The organism is Cetobacterium sp. (genome assembly GCF_048470075.1).
Lineage (GTDB): Bacteria > Fusobacteriota > Fusobacteriia > Fusobacteriales > Fusobacteriaceae > Cetobacterium_A.
Genome location: NZ_DBGBQB010000382.1, coordinates 1 through 16,902, shown reverse-complemented (window position 1 = coordinate 16,902; position 16,902 = coordinate 1). Strand labels below are relative to the sequence as shown.

Below are 16,902 nucleotides of genomic sequence, written 5' to 3'. Positions count from 1 at the left end.
CCCAATAATATCCTCTAGTTAAAAATAAAAAATTAATTAGTAGGATTTTAGATATTTATTTTGTATTAATACAAATACTCATTTTATATTCTTCTTAATAAACTTGAAAAATCCTACATTTTTTTTTCAATAAAAAACAGGTTAGTTAAACCTGTTTTATCACAAATTAAATTTCCTTTAAGATTTCATTAAAAATATGCTTTGCAATTTCACTTTTAGGTTGCTCTTTATAGTCTATTTTTTCTCCATTTTTTTTGATAATCTGTATAGTGTTAGTTGTTTTTTGCATATTTTCTGCATTGTTGGCAACAATTAAATCTAGATTCTTTTTAACTAATTTTTTCTTAGCATTTTCAACTATATTTTCAGTTTCAGCTGCAAATCCAACAAGAATTTGATTTTGCTTTTTTTGTCCCATATTAAATAGTATATCTGGATTTCTTTCTAAAACAATAGTTAAATCTCCTTCAGCCTTTTTTATCTTCTCAGTGGAATAAGTTTTTGGTCTATAATCTGCAACAGCTGCGCAAGCGATACCAATATCCTGATTATCAAATCTTTCCATAACAGCATCGAACATATTAACAGCACTTCTAACTCTAACAAACTCTTTTAGACCTGTTGGTATTTCAAGGTTAGTGGGACCTGATATTAAAGTTACATCAGCTCCTAAATCAATAGCCACTTTAGCTAAAGAGTATCCCATCTGCCCACTTGATCTATTTGAAAAATATCTCACTGGATCTAAAGGTTCCTCTGTTCGTCCCGCTGTTATTAAAACTTTTTTACCTTTTAAAAGTTTAGGAAGAGGAGTTTGTAAATCATTTTCAATAATTTCAACTATCTCAGCTTCATTTTTTAATCTTCCTTTAGCATTTACATTGCAAGCTAAAAATCCCTCGTCAGACTCTATGAACTTATATCCTAAACTCTCTAATTTTTTTATATTTTCTTTTAAAATTGGATTTTCATACATATTTACATTCATTGCTAAAGCGAAATAGATAGGTTTATTACAAGCGGAAATAACTGTTGAAAGCATGTCATCAGCTATACCATTAGCGACCTTTCCAACTATGTTAAATGTGGCAGGTGCTATTAGAAAAACATCAGCCCACTCCGCCAGTGAGATGTGTTCAACTTCAATTTGATGGTTTCTTTCCCACATATCTGTAACAACTCTATTTCTAGAAAGGGTTTCTAAAGTTTGAGGAGTTATTATCTTAGTTGCACTTTCAGTCATTATAACCTTAACATTATATCCTTTTTTTCTTAATATAGATATTATATTAGCTGACTTATAAGCTGCAATACCTCCAGTAACTCCTATTAAAATATTTTTCATATCTGTCCTCCTAAGTAAAGAAAATCAAATCTTTTTTATATATTATACTATTTTAAGCTGAAAAAAAACAGAATTTGTTATATAATTAAGATTATAATTAAATTGGTTAAGGAGGTTTTAATGAAGGTAGTTGCATTTAACGGAAGCCCAAGAGAAAAGGGAAACACATATTTGGCTTTAAAAATGGTTGGAGAAGAACTTGAAAAAGAGGGGGTGGAATTTGAGATAATTCATGTTGGAAATAAAGCTATTAGAGGTTGTATAGGGTGCAATGGCTGCGCAAAAAATAGAGATGAAAAATGTGTTATGACCGATGAGACATATGTGAATGAATGGGTTCAAAAAATGAAAGAAGCAGATGGGATATTACTGGGATCTCCTGTTCATTTTGCATCTTTAGGTGCAACAATGAAAGCGTTTTTAGATAGAGCTTTCTATGTGGCATCTGTTAATGGAGGACTGTTTAGACATAAAGTTGGAGCTTCTGTTGTAGCGGTGAGACGTTCTGGAGGTGTACCGACATTTGATCAATTGAATAACTATCTAAACTATTCAGAGATGTTGATGCCTTCGACTAATTATTGGAGTGTAATACATGGATTAAGACCTGGTGAAGTTGAGCAAGATGAAGAGGGAAAACAAATAATGAGAATTTTAGGAAAAAATATGGCTTGGCTTTTAAAAATGGTTGATTATACAAAAGATAAAATAACACCACCTGAAAAAGAGAATAAAAAATATACACATTTTATAAGATAAAAAAAGAGCCCAAAAGGCTCTTTTTCTATATACTTGAAGTTTTTAGATTTTTATTTATCTTAAGAATTTTAAAAATTATAACTGTCAATATAAAAGTTAATACATCTGCAAAGGGAAGTGTTAACCAGATACCATCAACTCCAAGAAGTTTAGGTAGAACAATTATTCCAATACCCATGAAGACCACTCCTCTACAAACGGATATAACATTGGCTAAAAATGCCTTATCCATAGCTTGTAAATAGGAGATATTCATAAAATTAGCACCCACAAAAATAATAGCACTTGAGTATAAAAATAATCCCTTAGCTGTATACTCAAAAAGATGAGATTCATGTGTAAAAACCTTAACAACATCTAGTGCAAAAAACTTTATTAGTATCAAAGCTATTGTAGTAGATATAAAACAGAATTTATGAGCATATCTAAAAATAGCAAGAACTCTTCTATAGTTACGACGACCATAGTTAAAACTAACAAGGGGTTGAATTCCCTGAGCTAAACCTGTGAAAAGCATTCTATATATAACAAAGGAATAGGATATGATTCCATATGCAGCAACTCCTATCTGCCCTTCTGTTTTAGAAAGAGTTATGTTTAGAAGGATTGTTATAACCATAACTGCAAACTCTAAAATAAATGATGAAAACCCTAAGGAACAGATTTTACCCATTAATTTCCACTGTATATCCTTGATATCAAAACAAAGTCTAAAAGTGGATTTTGGAAAGTGCATACATAGATAGACTGCTGATAAAACCTGACCAATTGCAGTGGCATAAGCTCCACCTTCAATTCCCATATTTAAAATAAAAATGAAAATATAATCCAAAACGATATTGGTAATAGCTCCAATGAAAAGAGAGTTCATAGCTTTTCTAGGTGCATTATCATTTCTAACAATAGCGTTTAAAGATGTGGATAGCATTAAAAAGAAAGTAGCAACTATGCAGGGATACATATAGTCTTTAACCATTGGTAGTAAAAGCTCTGTCGCTCCCAAAGATTTCATTATTTGATTGGGAAACATAAAAACTACAGAAGCGATTAAGATATAAAAAATAAGGTTTAAAACAATTGTATAGGTAAAACTTTTATTTTTAAAATCTTGATTATCACTTTTTAAAGATATTAAAGTAGCTCCTCCAGCTCCAAACATAAGGCTTAGAGCAGCTGTTAGATTTATTATAGGGTAACCGATATTAACAGCAGCTATCCCCACGCTTCCAATACCTCTTGATATAAAAACTCCATCTGCAACGACATAAAGGGAGTTTACAAGCATTCCAATAGAGGCAGGAATGGCAAATTTATAGAACAATTTATTAATCGGTTGATTCTCTAGTTGATTGAATTTTGTTGGCATTTTTTCTCAAGTCCTCTTCTTTTTCTAAAAGTTTAAGATTTTTCATCTCTTTTTTGGTCATAATAAAAGTAACAGTAACAGATAGTATATCTGCAGTCGGTATAGCCATCCACACACCACGTACGCCCCAAATTTTAGAAAAGATTAAAACAAGAGGGATCAAAAATAATACTTGTCTGGATAGACTTAAAAACATAGTTGTCTTAGGTTTCCCAATAGCCTGGAAATATACCGCAGCTATAATTTGGAATCCTACAAATGGAAACATTAAAGTAAAGATTTTTAACCCTTTTGCAGCTGCATCTAAAAGCTCAGGATTGCTGGTAAAAATAACTATAAAATATTTGGATAAAAATTGAATAGCTAAAAATCCAATTGTAGAGATTGTAACAGCTCCCTTTACGGCTAAAATAAAGGCTTCCCTAACTCTATGAAAGAGTTTAGCACCATAGTTAAACCCTAAAATTGGCTGAACCCCCTGATTTATACCAAAAATTGGCATAAAAATAAAGGTATTTACAGCATTAACAATAGTCATAGCACCAACAGCGGTATCTCCTCCATATTTCATAAGACTGCTATTTAAAATAAAGTTTACAGCACTTGAACCCAGTTGTAGAACAAATGGACCAGCACCTATTATAAAAATATCTTTGACTTTTTCCCATTGTAATAGTAGATTTTTAAAATGTAATTTAATACCACTATATTTAGAGAGAAAGTATCCAACAGTCCAAATTGCAGAAACAATTTGTGAGATAATTGTAGCAAAGGCAGCTCCTTTAACTCCCAAATTTAATCCAAATATGAAGATAGGATCCAGGATGATGTTAGTTATTGCACCTAGCAAAAGTGTAATCATAGAAATTTTTGGATTTCCATCAGATCTTACAGCGGCATTAGTAGCATATCCCACCATTAAAAAAGGAAAACCTAAAGCAACAATAGTTAGGTAATCTCTGGCAAATGGCTCTGTTATTGGACTTGTACCTAATTTTCCAATATATAGATCCATTGTAAAAATTGTTATAATGGTTAAGATTATACCAAAAATAGTGGCAAGAGCTGTGGCATTACCCAAAAACTTTTCAGCTAAATCTTTCTTTTTTTGTCCCAATGAAATAGAGATATTAGTAGCTCCACCCAAACCAATTAAAAGACAAAATGCTAAGGAGATTATCATAACTGGAAAAACAACTCCTACACCTGCAATAGCGATAGGTCCAATTTCAGGAATGTTACCAATATAGATTCTGTCTACAATATTGTACAGGGCATTTACAAACATCCCAATCATAGCAGGAAGCGAAAATTTTAAAAGCAGTTGACCGATGGGCTGCTCTCCCATTTCTTTGTGTTTTTCTTTCATTCATTCCCCCAGTTTATTAAAATATAGTAAAAGATAATATAACTCTAATTATATATCAAATGATTGAGAAAATCAATTTTGTTTAATATATAAATAAGTGATTGGAATATAGAAAAAATAGTTGTATTATATATTAAATAAGTGATGTTTAAAAGGGGATGTTTATGTCAAAAATAAATATTTATATAGATAAGAATTTAAAAGAAAAATTATATCTGCAGATATATAATTGCTTAAAAAAACAGATCTTATCAGGGGATATAAAGGTTGGAACAAAGTTGCCATCCATTAGACAAGTGGCTATTAAATTAGATATAAATCAAAATACGGTTATTCAAAGTTATAATTTTTTAGAGGAAAAGGGGTTAATAAAAAAAATATCTGGAAAAGGTTGCTTTGTCCAAGAGTTCTGTGAGTTTAAAGTGGAAAGAAAAGAGATACCTTTAATAGAGAGTTTTAAATATGGTCAAAGTTTAAAAAATGAAAAGATAAACTTTTCCAACGGAACTCCTTGTTCTGAATATTTTCCTATTGAAGATTATAAAAAATTTTTTAATGAGGTTATAGCTGAATATGGAGGAGAGATTTTCCAATATCAAAGTGTGCAGGGTGTGGATAGTTTAAGAGGACTACTTTCAGAGGAGTTTGAAAAGGAGGACATCTTTGTAAAAAAAGAGAATATTCAAATTACATCTGGAACTCAGCAGGCCTTAGATATAGCTATAAAGCTCTTTTCAAAGGAGACAAAACCAACAGTGGCACTGTCAGACCCAACTTATCCAAATGCTCTTAATATATTTAAAGGGTGGTGTAATATAAGAACTTTAGATATAAAAAATGATGGCTGGGATATGGATGAGTTTGAAGAGATTCTAAAAGAGGAAAAAATCGACTTTGTGTATGAGTGTATAAATTTTCAAAATCCTACAGGTGTTACATGGTCTCTAGAAAAGAGAAAGAAACTTTTAAATCTTGCTGAAAAATATAATTTCTACATAATAGAGGATGACAGTTTTTCAGATTTTTATTATGTTGGTGAAAAACCATACTCCTTAAAAAGCATCGATAAAGCTGGAAAAGAGAGAGTGATATACATAAAGACATATTCAAAAACTCTTATGCCAGGGATAGGTTTAGCTGTGATGGTTATTCCCGAAAATCTTATTGAAAGAGTTCTTTTAATAAAGTATGGACTGGATACGACAACTTCTGGAATGAATCAAAAAATTTTAGAAAAATTTATAGTGAGCAATAAACTATCCCAACATCTAAGTAATTTGAGAAAAGAGTTTGGAGAGAAACAGAAGTTATGCCTAACTATGTTAGAAAGAGTTAAAAATTTAGAAATCTTACATAAGCCTAAAGGAGGGTTTTTTATTTGGGTCAAGCTATCAGATGAAATAGATGGAGAAAAGTTTTATTTAGAGTGTAAAAAAAAGGGGGTAGCTCTATTACCAGGAGCACTTTTTTATAAGGATAAGAGAGATGTTTGTAAGATAAGATTGAGTTTTATATCTCCAACCCTAGATGAGATAAAAGTAGGGCTGGAGATATTAGAAAAAACATTATTTTTTTGTATGATGAAAAATTCTAAAGAATGTAGTTATTAGAATTATACCTAATGCCATAGAACCTGCAATTATTGAGGTTTCCATTCCTTTTAAAATAGATTCTTGATATTTATTTTGAATTAAATATAACATAGTATAGTAAACTCCGCCTCCAGGAGCCATTGGGATAAGAGCTGCTATAAGTAGAGTGGGAACCGTAGTTTGTAACTTTTTTGCCATTATTTCAGAGTAAAAAGCAGTGATAGCTGTGGCTAAAAGATAACAAGTTGAATAAGAGAATCCCTCTTTCATAAAAAGTAGATAAAATAGCCAACTGATAGCTCCTCCAATTCCAGAGTATATAATTAATTTTCCTCTAACATTAAAAAGGACTGCAAAACTAACAGTGATAAAAAAAGCGAAAACAACTTCTAATAAAAGCATTAAAATCCTCCAAAATTAAAAAATAGTTTAGTAACAAGTCCGGCTCCAATAGCTATTGCTCCACCAATCATAAGAACCTCCATAGCTCTGGAAGTACCCGAAACCAAATCTCCAGCTATAATATCTCTTATGGAGTTGATAAAGGCCACTCCAGGAACTAAAAGCATTAAGGCTGAAATGATACTAATAGATGGATTGGTAATAATTCCTCCAACATAGAACATATTAGAAACAAAGGCACAGATAGCACCAGAGATCAGATTCGTAAAGAAACTATTCAGTTGTAATCCAGAAACAATATATGAAAAAAGAGCTACTCCACATCCAGCGACAAATGCAGCAGCAAAGTCATTGGGACCACCTTTAAATGAAACTACAAAACTTGCAGCTCCCAGAGCAGAAGCGATAAAGTTCATACCAAATCCATAGGATGGAATCTTATTAATAGCTTCTAAAGCTTTTTTTAACTCTGAAAAAGAGTATTTTTCAATTTCACTAATCAATTTATGAACTTGATGGATTTTATCTAAGTTAGTTGAACGAGAGCTTATTCTTTCAACTAAAGAGACCACTTCATCATCAGCATTTTTTCCAGAAACAATTATACATGTCAGTGTTGCAAAACAATCAATTTTTAAATTAAAATGTTGTCCAATACGTGAAATAATATCTTCGACTCTATAAACTTCTCCACCACTGGTCAAGACTATTTTTCCGGCGAAAGTTGCTAGTTGAAGAACATGGTGTTCGGTAATTAATTGTTTTTTAAGCATAAAATCTCCTATAATTATAAAAATTTAAAACATAATTAATAGTAGCATTAAAGCTTGGAAAAAGCAACAGAGACATTATTAAAAAAAATAAAAAAAGTTATTGACAGAAAGTTTAAATTATGGTATTATTAATTTGTTGAAAGCGAAAGCAATCACGCCTGGGTGGCGGAATAGGTAGACGCACAGGACTTAAAATCCTGAGCTATCTGATAGCGTGCCGGTTCGATTCCGGCCCCAGGCACCATACAAGTGGTGAGGTTCCCGAGCGGCCAAAGGGATCAGACTGTAAATCTGACGGCTCTGCCTTCGAAGGTTCGAATCCTTCTCTCACCACCATTTTTATAAGCCGCTTTAGCTCATCTGGTAGAGCAACTGACTTGTAATCAGTAGGTGATTGGTTCGACTCCGATAAGCGGCACCATAGATGTGTACAAACTCCTTTTAAAGGAGTTTTTTTTATTTTTTCTATTTTGTAATGGAAACCAATCTCTTACTTTTATTTCTGTTCATAACTTTACTCCCTTTACTACTAATTTTAAATATGATATTATCATAGCGTGGAGAGTATGAGTTAAGCGTTAAATTTTGGTAATTCAAAAATCTAAATGTAAGTATAAATATTCGGGAAGGGGTTGGTAGAGGTTTACCAGCCTATTGAAGTATATCAGGGCAGTGACTTCACTGATTTAAAAGTACATGGGAGGGAGATATGGGAAAAATATTTATATTGCTGCTTTTAATTTGTTTAAAACTTATGGGAGAGGAGAGCAGCATTTCAATTAATTATAAGGTTGATGAACCTTTATTAGGAAAAGGTTACTATTTGACACTTTCAGATATACCAGTTGCAAATTACCCAAATACAGTAGGTTATTTTTCTAGTGTAAATATTGAAGGGAAAAATTTAAAAATTGAAAAAGATTTAAAAAAAATTATAATAAAGAGAAGCGGAGAAGTTATTAGGGAAACAGATGTCACTTGGGAAAAGTATGCATTTGATATAAAGGGATTAGACTTAGGCGGATTGGTTATAGATTTGAGATGGGTAATTTTAAATCGTCAAAAGATAGATGTGATGATCTCTGAGTGGAATTTAGAAGATGGCAGTTATGAGTTGGAGATTGAATATATATATCCTGAAAAGAAAGATATACAGAAGATGAAGATATCAATGCCTAAATTTAATCCAGATATATACTTGGATTTTGATTATAAAACTCCTATTTTAAAAAAGCAGGAATACAACAAAAAATATCTTGTTGTAAAAAAAATCGCACTAAATGACTACGATTTAGAGATAACTAAAAATAGGGAAAACTTAGAAGGGTTAAAAGTTATTTTGAGCAAAGAAGCCTCAATAGAGGGGAAAAATGCAGAAGAAAACCAATATATAAGCAGTGTAAAAATAGTTCCTTTAATAGAAAAATATCCGAAAGTTTTTGTGGAGGAGAGAGATAGTGAAAATATCTTTAAGAATTCCAAAGAGATTTTTATAGGGCTAGAGTTACCAAAAGATATTGAATATAACTCGAATTATAAAATTTCGGGAGATATTTTAAAGGTTAAGTATAGAGATTTAGAAAAAGTATTGATAGATAAAATAATTATTATTGATGGAATGAATGAAGTTACTAAAACTATAGGAATAACTAATTGGTATGGAGAAGGGGAAAAAATTTATATAGATAATACAAATGATGGGAAAAGATATTATGAGATAGAGTCTATAAATGAAGTTCAAAAAAATTATAAAAACTTAAAAATAAAGATTGGAGATTTAGAGAAAGATATAGATAGTGAAGGAGATTCAGAGATTATCTCTTTAGAAAATATGAAGGTTAAGGTTGAGGATGGCACAGTGTCGGTATCTTTTGATGAGTTAAACAACTTTAACCAGGGGATGGAATTAAAGTATGATATTCTAAGTAATAGAAATGAAATAATTGATAGAATAAAGTTAAAATTTTATATGGAGAATTAAAGTTTTACATGTTAGAATAGGGCATAACAATTCTTAAAAGAGGTGAAGGAATGAAAAAAATAATACTGTTTTTAATTGCAACGATGTTATTTGTAGGGTGTTTTGGTAAGAAGGAGGATATAGCTTCCAAAATAGTTGGAAATACATATGCTCTTCAAGGAGTTCTTCCAGAAAGTGAAATAGATATCACTTTTGAAAAGGATAAAGTTGCTGGAACTTCAAGTGTTAACAGATACTTTGCAAACTATACATTGGAAGGGAATAAAATTTCGATTCAAGAACCTGGTTCTACTAGAATGATGGGACCTGAAAACTTAATGGAACAAGAGCAAGAGTATTTAAAGAATCTTAAAGAATCAAAAGAGATTGAAGTAACTAAAGACGGAATTGTTCTAATTACAAATTCAGGAGTAAAGTTAAATTTTGTTAAAAAATAATAGAGTTTTTTTAAAAATCTTGCTTTTGTTTATTTTAGTTTTATTTACAGGGTGTTCATCAGCTAGAATTAGTGAAAGAGAAAGAAATGAAAGAGTAGCTAAAATAACTACTTTTTATAAAAGTTGGAAAGGAACTAAGTATAGGTTAGGCGGAACTACAAAAAGTGGTGTAGATTGCTCAGCCTTGATGCAACACTTGTATAAAGAGAAGTTTGCTACAACTTTACCAAGGACAACGAAAAAAATGGCCCAAGAGGGTGATAAAGTGAAAAAACGTAATCATTGGGAAGTTGGAGATTTAGTTTTCTTTAAAATAGGGTGGAGAAAAACTCGTCATGTGGGAGTTTATTTAGGAAAGAATAGATTCATGCATGCATCTACCTCAAGAGGGGTTATAATTTCAGATATAGATGACTACTGGAGTGACCACTTTTGGCAAGTGAGAAAAGTTTTGTAAGAAAGTTATAAAATAGGGTATCATGGTTATACCTATAATAGAGATAAAAATAGATTGGGAGTAGCTGTTCCAAGATATATTTCTGATAATGATAGAAAAAATCCTGGGAAAATTTCTGGTTCAAAATATGAATCCAATGATAACTATTTAAAAATTACTAAAAATATATCTCCAGATACAGAGTTCTTAATGTATGGAAATTACTATTATAGAAAAAATAGTAACTTTAGTAGAGATAATGGAAATAGATACTATGGAAGTTTTAAAAGAGATGGAGATGATGAGAGAAAATATGTAAAGGCTCAAATAAAACATAACTATAGCCCAGAAGGATATTTTATAGTGGGTGTAGACTATTTAGATGAGGCTTTTAAACCCTACTCAGTTGGACAGGAGTATAAGAAGGTAACAGGGTTAGGAGAAAATGGCAAAGATAAGATAACAGGTTATAAAAATGTACAATCTGGAGATTCCACTAAAGAGAATTTTGGAACATTTTTTATGAATAAATATGAATATGGAAAGTTACAATTGAGCCAAGGGATAAGATATGACTATTCAAAATATAATTTCTATTGGAGAAATGCAAGTTTAAACAATTGGGATAAGATTGGAACAAAGGATGATAGTAAGTATAATAACTACTCCTATGAGTTAAGTGCCAACTATTTATATTCTGATACAGGTTCTACTTATATCTCATACAATAGAGCTTTTAGAACTCCAACAGCTTCTGAAATGAGATATACAAAGAACTCAGAAAAATTAAAACCTCAAGTTCAAGATACAATAGAGATAGGGCTTAAAGATTTTGTTAATAATACATATCTATCTATGTCCACATTTTATAAAAAGACACATGATGAGATATACTCAGCTATACCTCCAGAATTTTCAGGTATGGTAAACTACAATATTGGAAAAACTGAAAGAGTTGGATTTGAAGGTGTTTTAGAACACTATATAGATAAGTTAACATTGAAATCATCTATAACTTATATTAAAAGTAAGGTAGTGGATGGAGAGTATGCTGGGTCTGAAATTCCAAGTGTGCCTAACTGGAAAATAACTGGTGGATTAACATATGATTTTACTGAAAAATTTTCTACAACTTTTGAAGGAATCTATTATAGTCAGTCATATGATTTGGATGACTTAGAGAACTTAAGAGGTAAAAACTCAGGAGAGTATGTAACTTTTGATCTATCTGCTTATTATAAAATAACTTCTGATCTTATGGTAACAGGTAGAATTGAAAATATATTTGATGAAAAATATGATGAGTATGCTGGATATTGGGATGACAACTATGAAAACAATGAATGGAAATTTAGAAGACAGTATTATCCTGCTATTGGAAGAACTATAACTGTGGGAGTTTCATATACATTTTAAAGGATGAGAAAATGAAAAGATTAAGAGATATATTAGATGATGCAAAAAAAGAGATAGTGAATTTAAATGGAGAGAGAATATGTAATCAAACTTCTAATCCATGTGGGTGTTGTAATGGAGATTATGCTCTGATATCTATAGATGAGAAAAAGGAGATACTGGAGTTTTTAAATGCCAATAGTGAGATAAAAGAGATGGTAGTAAAGAATAAAGCGAAAGAAAAAACCTGTTATTTTCATGATAAAGTTTTGGGAACTTGTTTAATTTATAGTTTAAGACCAATATGTTGTAGATATATCTCATATAAAATCTATGAAAAAGAGGACTGTTTTAAAACGTGTTCTCCCAAGGAGCCTTGTAAAAAAGGTTGCTCCACAGTTATAAAAATAGATAAAAAAGATGTTGTGATAGAGAGTTATCCTCTGAAAAGTTATAGATTAGACAATAGAACATACTATTTTATAGATGATAAAGTAATACCGGAATATCAGATATATAAGGAGAAACAAAATATAAGATTAAGTAGTGTAATAGATGAAATAAAAAAGTGATTGCTTAATGCAATCACTTTTTTGATAGTTTGTAATTAAAAATGGCAGCACCTATGATAATCAATCCACCAATTACACTTAAAATATCAGGTATCTCTTTCCAAAATATAAATCCTATTATTGCAGAGAATATGATACTTAGATATTGGTATATGGAAACTTCGCTAGCTAAAGCGTATTTATAGGCATGTGCCAATCCTATTTGTCCGATAGTTGCAAAAATACCAGTTAAAATAAGATAGAAGAGTTGAACTCCATTGGGAATCACAAATCCTTCTACTAACATGGGTGGAATCATACCAATCATAGAGAAAGCAGAGAACCATAAAACCAGAGTGGATGGCTCCTCCATAGTTCTAAGATATCTAACTAGAGTATAGGCTCCACCTGCAAAAATAGCGGATAAAAATCCTGCTAGAGCTGGAAGCATCTCAAAACTAAACTTAGGTTTAATAACAAGAAGAGCACCAAATAAAACAACAATTAATATTGGGATTTGATGTCTTTCCAACTTTTCTTTTAGAAACAGCGTTGCAAAAATAGTTACAAAAAATGGTGAAAGTTTATTTAATAAAGCGGAGTCAGCTAAGTAAAGTTTATTTATACAATAGAAGTATAAAACTGCACCAGTTAATCCTAGAACGCATCTATAGATCATAAATAACCTGCTTCTATTACTACTACCCCAAATATTTATGTTTTGTCCCCTCATTGTGAATAGTAACATAACTACTCCAATAAGATTTCTAAAAAAAAGTTTCTCAAAAGTTGATATTTCACTTCCAATAAACTTAACAGTAGCACCCATTAATGCCATTCCCAAAGCGGAAATGCACATCCAAATAGTACCTTTTAATCTATCATTCATATTAAGACCTCCTAAAGTGAGGATATTATAACATGAAAAAAAATTAAATTCTACTTGTTGAGTATAAAAAAAGAGCCCTTAGGCTCCTTTTGATTATTCAACAGTTACTGATTTAGCTAAATTTCTAGGTTTATCCACATCAATTCCTTTATCTACTGATGTAAAATATGATAAAAGTTGTAAAGGAATAATGGCAAGTAAAACAGAGAAAACATCTTCAATATCTTCAACTCCAATAAATTCATCAGATACATCTATAGCTTCTTTACAAGATTTTCTTGCAACAGTTATAACATGTGCTCCTCTAGCTTTAAGTTCTTTTATATTTGATATTGTTTTTTCCAAAAGGTTTGACTGCATAGCGATAACAACAACGGGAGTTCCAGGCTCGATTAAGGCTATAGAACCATGTTTTAACTCACCAGCTGGGAAAGCTTCAGTGTGAATATATGTGATTTCCTTCATTTTTAAAGACCCCTCTAAAGCTGTAGCATAATCTACACCTCTTCCAATATAAAAACCATTGTGTTTATCTTTCATAAAGTTTGCAACAGTTTTAATAACAGCAGTATTCTCTAGAGAGATTTTGATTTTTTCAGGAATACTGTATAGAGAGTGTATGAACTCGTCCACTTTCTCCTTAGAGATTATTCCTTTTTTTTCAGCTAAATACAGAGCTAATAGCTGGAAAATAGTTACTTGTGTTGTATAGGCCTTTGTTGATGCAACGGCAATTTCTGGTCCAGCCATAGTATAGATAGTACTATGAGCTTCTCTAGAGATAGTAGAACCAACAACATTGGTGATAGCTAGAGTTTTAGCTCCTCTGGCTTTAGCTTCCTTTAAAGCTGCTAATGTGTCTAAAGTTTCACCAGATTGGCTCACAAAAATAGCTAATGTATTTTCATTGACAAAAGGGTTCATATATCTATATTCAGAGGCAATTTCAACTAAAGAGTTAACTTTTGAAATCTCTCTCAATGCATATTGCCCTTGGAGACCAGCATGATAAGCAGTTCCACAAGCAACAATATGAATCATATCAAATTTTTCAATCTCATACTCAGATAAAACATCAGAAAAATCGATAACTCCATTTTGAACTCTTCTATTTAAAGTTTCCTCAATAGATTTAGGTTGTTCAAAAATCTCTTTGATCATAAAGTGAGGGAAACCACCTTTTGTAGCTTGTTCATAATCCCATTCAATAACTTTTACTTCTCTTTCTACAGGAGTTAAAGTTTTGTCAAAAATATCAATAGAGTTAGCAGTCAATCTTGCGATATCTCCATCTTCTAAAAAATACACATTCTTAGTATATTTTAGAAGTGCAGGAACATCAGAAGCTATAATATTCTCATTTTCACCAATTCCAATTACAAGTGGACTATCCTTTCTTGCACAGATAATTTGATCAGGAAAATCTTTATGAAGAATTCCAAGAGCATAACTTCCTCTAAGAAGTTTGATTGCTTCTGTAACCGCATTAAACAGGTCTCCCTTATAAAGAGAGTGGATAAGATGTGCTACCACTTCAGTATCAGTATCAGAATTAAAATGATACCCTTTTTGAATAAGGTCATTCTTTAGTGAAGAGTAGTTTTCAATTATACCATTGTGAACTACTGCAATAGACATATCCTCGCTGTAATGAGGGTGTGAATTTTTATCAGACGGCTCACCATGAGTTGCCCATCTTGTATGTCCGATTCCTATATGAGAGTTTAAATCCATTCCCTCTAGATGAGATTCTAAATTTTTTAGTTTACCTTTTTTCTTTTCAACTATAATTTTAGAATCCTTTACAATGGCGATACCAGCAGAGTCGTACCCTCTGTACTCAAGTTTTTCAAGTCCTTGTAAAACTACGCTTTTTGCATCTCCTTTTCCTATGTAACCAACAATTCCACACATAAAAAATCCTCCTTAAAATATTTAATTTTCAATGTCCTTTATATTTAAGAAGAATCACTACTTACTTTCTTTTGTCCTAAAAGTCGCCTTTTAGATTTGTAGAAGGTCTAAGGTTGTAGTCACCTCTGGAATATCCGCCGAATATTCGATAATTCCAGTCCTCGTCAACTTAAAAAGTTCTGGCGCTTGTGTTCTTTTTAATTCTTCCAAATATAGAGTTATTCCATGGTATCATAAGTTGAAAAAACTTGCAATAAAAATTTTTTTCAAAAAAATAAAAAAACTTGTTGACTTTTTATGAAAAAAATGGTACTATTATTTTGTTGAAAGCGAAAGCGAAAAAAACAACGCCTGGGTGGCGGAATAGGTAGACGCACAGGACTTAAAATCCTGAGCTATCTGATAGCGTGCCGGTTCGATTCCGGCCCCAGGCACCATTTATGGTGACCGTAGTTCAGTTGGTAGAGCGCCAGTTTGTGGCACTGGTTGTCGCGGGTTCAAATCCCGTCGGTCACCCCATAAAAATTTCTTAAAATGCGGGAGTAGCTCAGTTGGTAGAGCGTCAGCCTTCCAAGCTGAATGTCGCGAGTTCGACCCTCGTCTCCCGCTCCATAAAAAATGCGTCATTAGCTCAGATGGTAGAGCACACGACTTTTAATCGTGTTGTCACTGGTTCGAGCCCAGTATGACGCACCACTTTGGGGTGTCGCCAAGCGGTAAGGCAACGGACTTTGACTCCGTCATGCGTTGGTTCGAATCCAGCCACCCCAGCCATTTGCCTAGATAGCTCAGTTGGCTAGAGCACTCGGTTCATACCCGAGCGGTCGAAGGTTCGAATCCTTTTCTAGGCACCATTTAGAAATTTTAAGCACAGATTAATCTGTGCTTTTTTTATTTATTCATAAAGTTAATAATTTGAGAATTTACAAACTTAGGATTTTCTAAGTTAGATATATGTCCAGCATGTGGGATAACCACTAATTCAGAATTTTTAACCAATCTATGCATTTCAAGACTCTCATAAGGGGGTCTAGGCATATCCTCATCTCCAACCATGAACAGTATAGGATTTTTAATATTTTCCATCTCATTTAAAAGATTTTCTCTTTGAAAAATCTCTCTTCCTAAGCTGATAATAGTATCAATATTTTTCTCTTTTTTGCTTAGTAATTCAGTTTTAAATCCTTTATAAAGAGTACCCTGTACAGTAGACTCATTTTTGCTAAAAAACATAGGAGCGATTATATTTGCAAGTTCTTCAGGTATATGTCTTAGATTTTCAATAGCACTTAGTAGGTTAAGATATTTTTCCTGAGTTACCAAAGGCTCATCTCCAGAGTAACCATCCATTAGAACTAGCTTTTTGACTCTATTACTATAATTTAATGCAAGATAAGTTCCCAACATAGCTCCAACAGATAGACCAATATAGTAGAATTTATCAATATTAAGTTGGTTAGCAATAGCGATTATATCATTACTTAAATCTTTGAGAGCACAAGGTTCATTTTTATCTAAAGCATCTGATTCACCATGTCCCCATAGATCAATAGCAATACATTTAAAATGTTTTGAGAGCTCTTTCAGTTGTGGTATCCACATATTTTTATCCCAAAGATATGAGTGAACAAAAATTATTGGCTCTCCCTCACCTAAAATGTTTACCTTTATTTTTTTATTTTCTCTTATTGTT

General features: G+C 31.9%; 15 protein-coding genes and 9 tRNA genes. 16 read left to right on the top strand and 8 right to left on the bottom strand.

Annotated features, from left to right (window positions below; translation table 11 throughout):
- Positions 1–166: 166 nt before the first annotated feature.
- The gene (gene coaBC, locus ACMOUI_RS13295; protein ID WP_418966170.1) at positions 167–1,345 is read right to left on the bottom strand and encodes a bifunctional phosphopantothenoylcysteine decarboxylase/phosphopantothenate--cysteine ligase CoaBC; all 1,179 of its coding nucleotides are present in this window, start codon (positions 1,343–1,345) and stop codon (positions 167–169) included.
- 120 nt (positions 1,346–1,465) lie between these two features.
- Here coaBC and ACMOUI_RS13290 point away from each other — a divergent pair, with 120 nt between their 5' ends.
- A complete protein-coding gene (locus ACMOUI_RS13290) occupies positions 1,466–2,104 on the top strand; it encodes a flavodoxin family protein (protein WP_418966169.1) in 639 nt (212 codons plus the stop codon).
- Between the two features lie 25 nt (positions 2,105–2,129).
- Here the strand turns inward: ACMOUI_RS13290 and ACMOUI_RS13285 are convergent, their stop codons facing one another.
- Together ACMOUI_RS13285 and ACMOUI_RS13280 are read right to left on the bottom strand one after the other, a co-directional pair.
- A complete protein-coding gene (locus ACMOUI_RS13285; protein ID WP_418966168.1) occupies positions 2,130–3,470 on the bottom strand; it encodes an MATE family efflux transporter in 1,341 nt (446 codons plus the stop codon).
- Positions 3,430–4,839: an MATE family efflux transporter gene (locus tag ACMOUI_RS13280; RefSeq protein WP_418966167.1), complete on the bottom strand. Its 1,410-nt coding sequence runs from the start codon at positions 4,837–4,839 to the stop codon at positions 3,430–3,432. The genes ACMOUI_RS13285 and ACMOUI_RS13280 overlap by 41 nt, the downstream gene beginning before the upstream one ends.
- Positions 4,840–5,003: 164 nt before the next feature.
- Between ACMOUI_RS13280 and ACMOUI_RS13275 the strand changes: the two genes are divergently transcribed.
- The gene (locus ACMOUI_RS13275) at positions 5,004–6,449 is read left to right on the top strand and encodes a PLP-dependent aminotransferase family protein (protein WP_418966166.1); all 1,446 of its coding nucleotides are present in this window, start codon (positions 5,004–5,006) and stop codon (positions 6,447–6,449) included.
- On the opposite strand, the gene ACMOUI_RS13270 is transcribed toward ACMOUI_RS13275, so the two are convergent.
- Together ACMOUI_RS13270 and ACMOUI_RS13265 are read right to left on the bottom strand one after the other, a co-directional pair.
- Complete coding sequence (locus ACMOUI_RS13270; RefSeq protein ID WP_418966165.1) at positions 6,405–6,833, bottom strand: threonine/serine exporter family protein; 429 nt, start codon at positions 6,831–6,833, stop codon at positions 6,405–6,407. The two genes, ACMOUI_RS13275 and ACMOUI_RS13270, sit on opposite strands and share 45 nt — an antisense overlap.
- Positions 6,833–7,606, bottom strand: coding sequence for a threonine/serine exporter family protein (locus ACMOUI_RS13265; protein WP_418966164.1), 774 nt, complete (start codon positions 7,604–7,606; stop codon positions 6,833–6,835). The genes ACMOUI_RS13270 and ACMOUI_RS13265 overlap by 1 nt, the downstream gene beginning before the upstream one ends.
- 156 nt (positions 7,607–7,762) lie before the next feature.
- On the opposite strand from ACMOUI_RS13265, the gene ACMOUI_RS13260 reads away from it, so the two are divergent.
- From ACMOUI_RS13260 to ACMOUI_RS13225, 8 genes are all read left to right on the top strand, one after another.
- Positions 7,763–7,850: transfer RNA gene (locus ACMOUI_RS13260), tRNA-Leu, on the top strand.
- Positions 7,851–7,857: 7 nt separating this feature from the next.
- Positions 7,858–7,942 (top strand) — tRNA-Tyr (locus ACMOUI_RS13255).
- A gap of 9 nt (positions 7,943–7,951) precedes the next feature.
- Positions 7,952–8,027, top strand: a tRNA-Thr gene (locus tag ACMOUI_RS13250).
- Positions 8,028–8,315: 288 nt separating this feature from the next.
- Positions 8,316–9,587, top strand: coding sequence for a hypothetical protein (locus ACMOUI_RS13245; RefSeq protein WP_418966163.1), 1,272 nt, complete (start codon positions 8,316–8,318; stop codon positions 9,585–9,587).
- A gap of 50 nt (positions 9,588–9,637) precedes the next feature.
- Positions 9,638–10,024, top strand: a complete 387-nt coding sequence (locus tag ACMOUI_RS13240) for an META domain-containing protein (RefSeq protein ID WP_418966162.1) — start codon at positions 9,638–9,640, stop codon at positions 10,022–10,024.
- A gap of 25 nt (positions 10,025–10,049) precedes the next feature.
- A complete protein-coding gene (locus ACMOUI_RS13235; protein WP_418966161.1) occupies positions 10,050–10,481 on the top strand; it encodes an NlpC/P60 family protein in 432 nt (143 codons plus the stop codon).
- A 12-nt stretch (positions 10,482–10,493) separates the two neighbouring features.
- The gene (locus ACMOUI_RS13230) at positions 10,494–11,876 is read left to right on the top strand and encodes a TonB-dependent receptor (protein WP_418966171.1); all 1,383 of its coding nucleotides are present in this window, start codon (positions 10,494–10,496) and stop codon (positions 11,874–11,876) included.
- Positions 11,877–11,887: 11 nt separating this feature from the next.
- Positions 11,888–12,427, top strand: coding sequence for a hypothetical protein (locus ACMOUI_RS13225; protein WP_418966160.1), 540 nt, complete (start codon positions 11,888–11,890; stop codon positions 12,425–12,427).
- A 13-nt stretch (positions 12,428–12,440) separates the two neighbouring features.
- Here ACMOUI_RS13225 and ACMOUI_RS13220 read toward each other — a convergent pair whose 3' ends face one another.
- Positions 12,441–13,295 (bottom strand): DMT family transporter, encoded by an 855-nt coding sequence (locus ACMOUI_RS13220; protein WP_418966159.1) that lies wholly within the window; start codon positions 13,293–13,295, stop codon positions 12,441–12,443.
- Between the two features lie 93 nt (positions 13,296–13,388).
- Complete coding sequence (gene glmS / locus ACMOUI_RS13215) at positions 13,389–15,209, bottom strand: glutamine--fructose-6-phosphate transaminase (isomerizing) (protein WP_418966158.1); 1,821 nt, start codon at positions 15,207–15,209, stop codon at positions 13,389–13,391.
- A 349-nt stretch (positions 15,210–15,558) separates the two neighbouring features.
- Here glmS and ACMOUI_RS13210 point away from each other — a divergent pair.
- The 6 genes from ACMOUI_RS13210 (at position 15,559) to ACMOUI_RS13185 (ending at position 16,063) form a co-directional block, all read left to right on the top strand.
- Positions 15,559–15,646 (top strand) — tRNA-Leu (locus ACMOUI_RS13210).
- Between the two features lie 6 nt (positions 15,647–15,652).
- A tRNA-His gene (locus tag ACMOUI_RS13205) sits at positions 15,653–15,728 on the top strand.
- A 17-nt stretch (positions 15,729–15,745) separates the two neighbouring features.
- A tRNA-Gly gene (locus ACMOUI_RS13200) sits at positions 15,746–15,821 on the top strand.
- Between the two features lie 8 nt (positions 15,822–15,829).
- Positions 15,830–15,905: transfer RNA gene (locus tag ACMOUI_RS13195), tRNA-Lys, on the top strand.
- A gap of 3 nt (positions 15,906–15,908) precedes the next feature.
- Positions 15,909–15,983, top strand: a tRNA-Gln gene (locus ACMOUI_RS13190).
- 3 nt (positions 15,984–15,986) lie between these two features.
- A tRNA-Met gene (locus ACMOUI_RS13185) sits at positions 15,987–16,063 on the top strand.
- Between the two features lie 37 nt (positions 16,064–16,100).
- Here ACMOUI_RS13185 and ACMOUI_RS13180 read toward each other — a convergent pair.
- On the bottom strand, positions 16,101–16,902 hold an 802-nt coding region (locus tag ACMOUI_RS13180), incomplete at its 5' end, for an alpha/beta fold hydrolase (RefSeq protein WP_418966157.1).

Bases quoted from the DNA above. Each gene is read 5' to 3' on its own strand.
- coaBC (WP_418966170.1), bottom strand. From the start codon at position 1,345: ATGAAAAATATTTTAATAGGAGTTACTGGAGGTATTGCAGCTTATAAG.
- ACMOUI_RS13290 (WP_418966169.1), top strand. From the start codon at position 1,466: ATGAAGGTAGTTGCATTTAACGGAAGCCCAAGAGAAAAGGGAAACACA.
- ACMOUI_RS13285 (WP_418966168.1), bottom strand. From the start codon at position 3,470: ATGCCAACAAAATTCAATCAACTAGAGAATCAACCGATTAATAAATTG.
- ACMOUI_RS13280 (WP_418966167.1), bottom strand. From the start codon at position 4,839: ATGAAAGAAAAACACAAAGAAATGGGAGAGCAGCCCATCGGTCAACTG.
- ACMOUI_RS13275 (WP_418966166.1), top strand. From the start codon at position 5,004: ATGTCAAAAATAAATATTTATATAGATAAGAATTTAAAAGAAAAATTA.
- ACMOUI_RS13270 (WP_418966165.1), bottom strand. From the start codon at position 6,833: ATGCTTTTATTAGAAGTTGTTTTCGCTTTTTTTATCACTGTTAGTTTT.
- ACMOUI_RS13265 (WP_418966164.1), bottom strand. From the start codon at position 7,606: ATGCTTAAAAAACAATTAATTACCGAACACCATGTTCTTCAACTAGCA.
- ACMOUI_RS13245 (WP_418966163.1), top strand. From the start codon at position 8,316: ATGGGAAAAATATTTATATTGCTGCTTTTAATTTGTTTAAAACTTATG.
- ACMOUI_RS13240 (WP_418966162.1), top strand. From the start codon at position 9,638: ATGAAAAAAATAATACTGTTTTTAATTGCAACGATGTTATTTGTAGGG.
- ACMOUI_RS13225 (WP_418966160.1), top strand. From the start codon at position 11,888: ATGAAAAGATTAAGAGATATATTAGATGATGCAAAAAAAGAGATAGTG.
- ACMOUI_RS13220 (WP_418966159.1), bottom strand. From the start codon at position 13,295: ATGAATGATAGATTAAAAGGTACTATTTGGATGTGCATTTCCGCTTTG.
- glmS (WP_418966158.1), bottom strand. From the start codon at position 15,209: ATGTGTGGAATTGTTGGTTACATAGGAAAAGGAGATGCAAAAAGCGTA.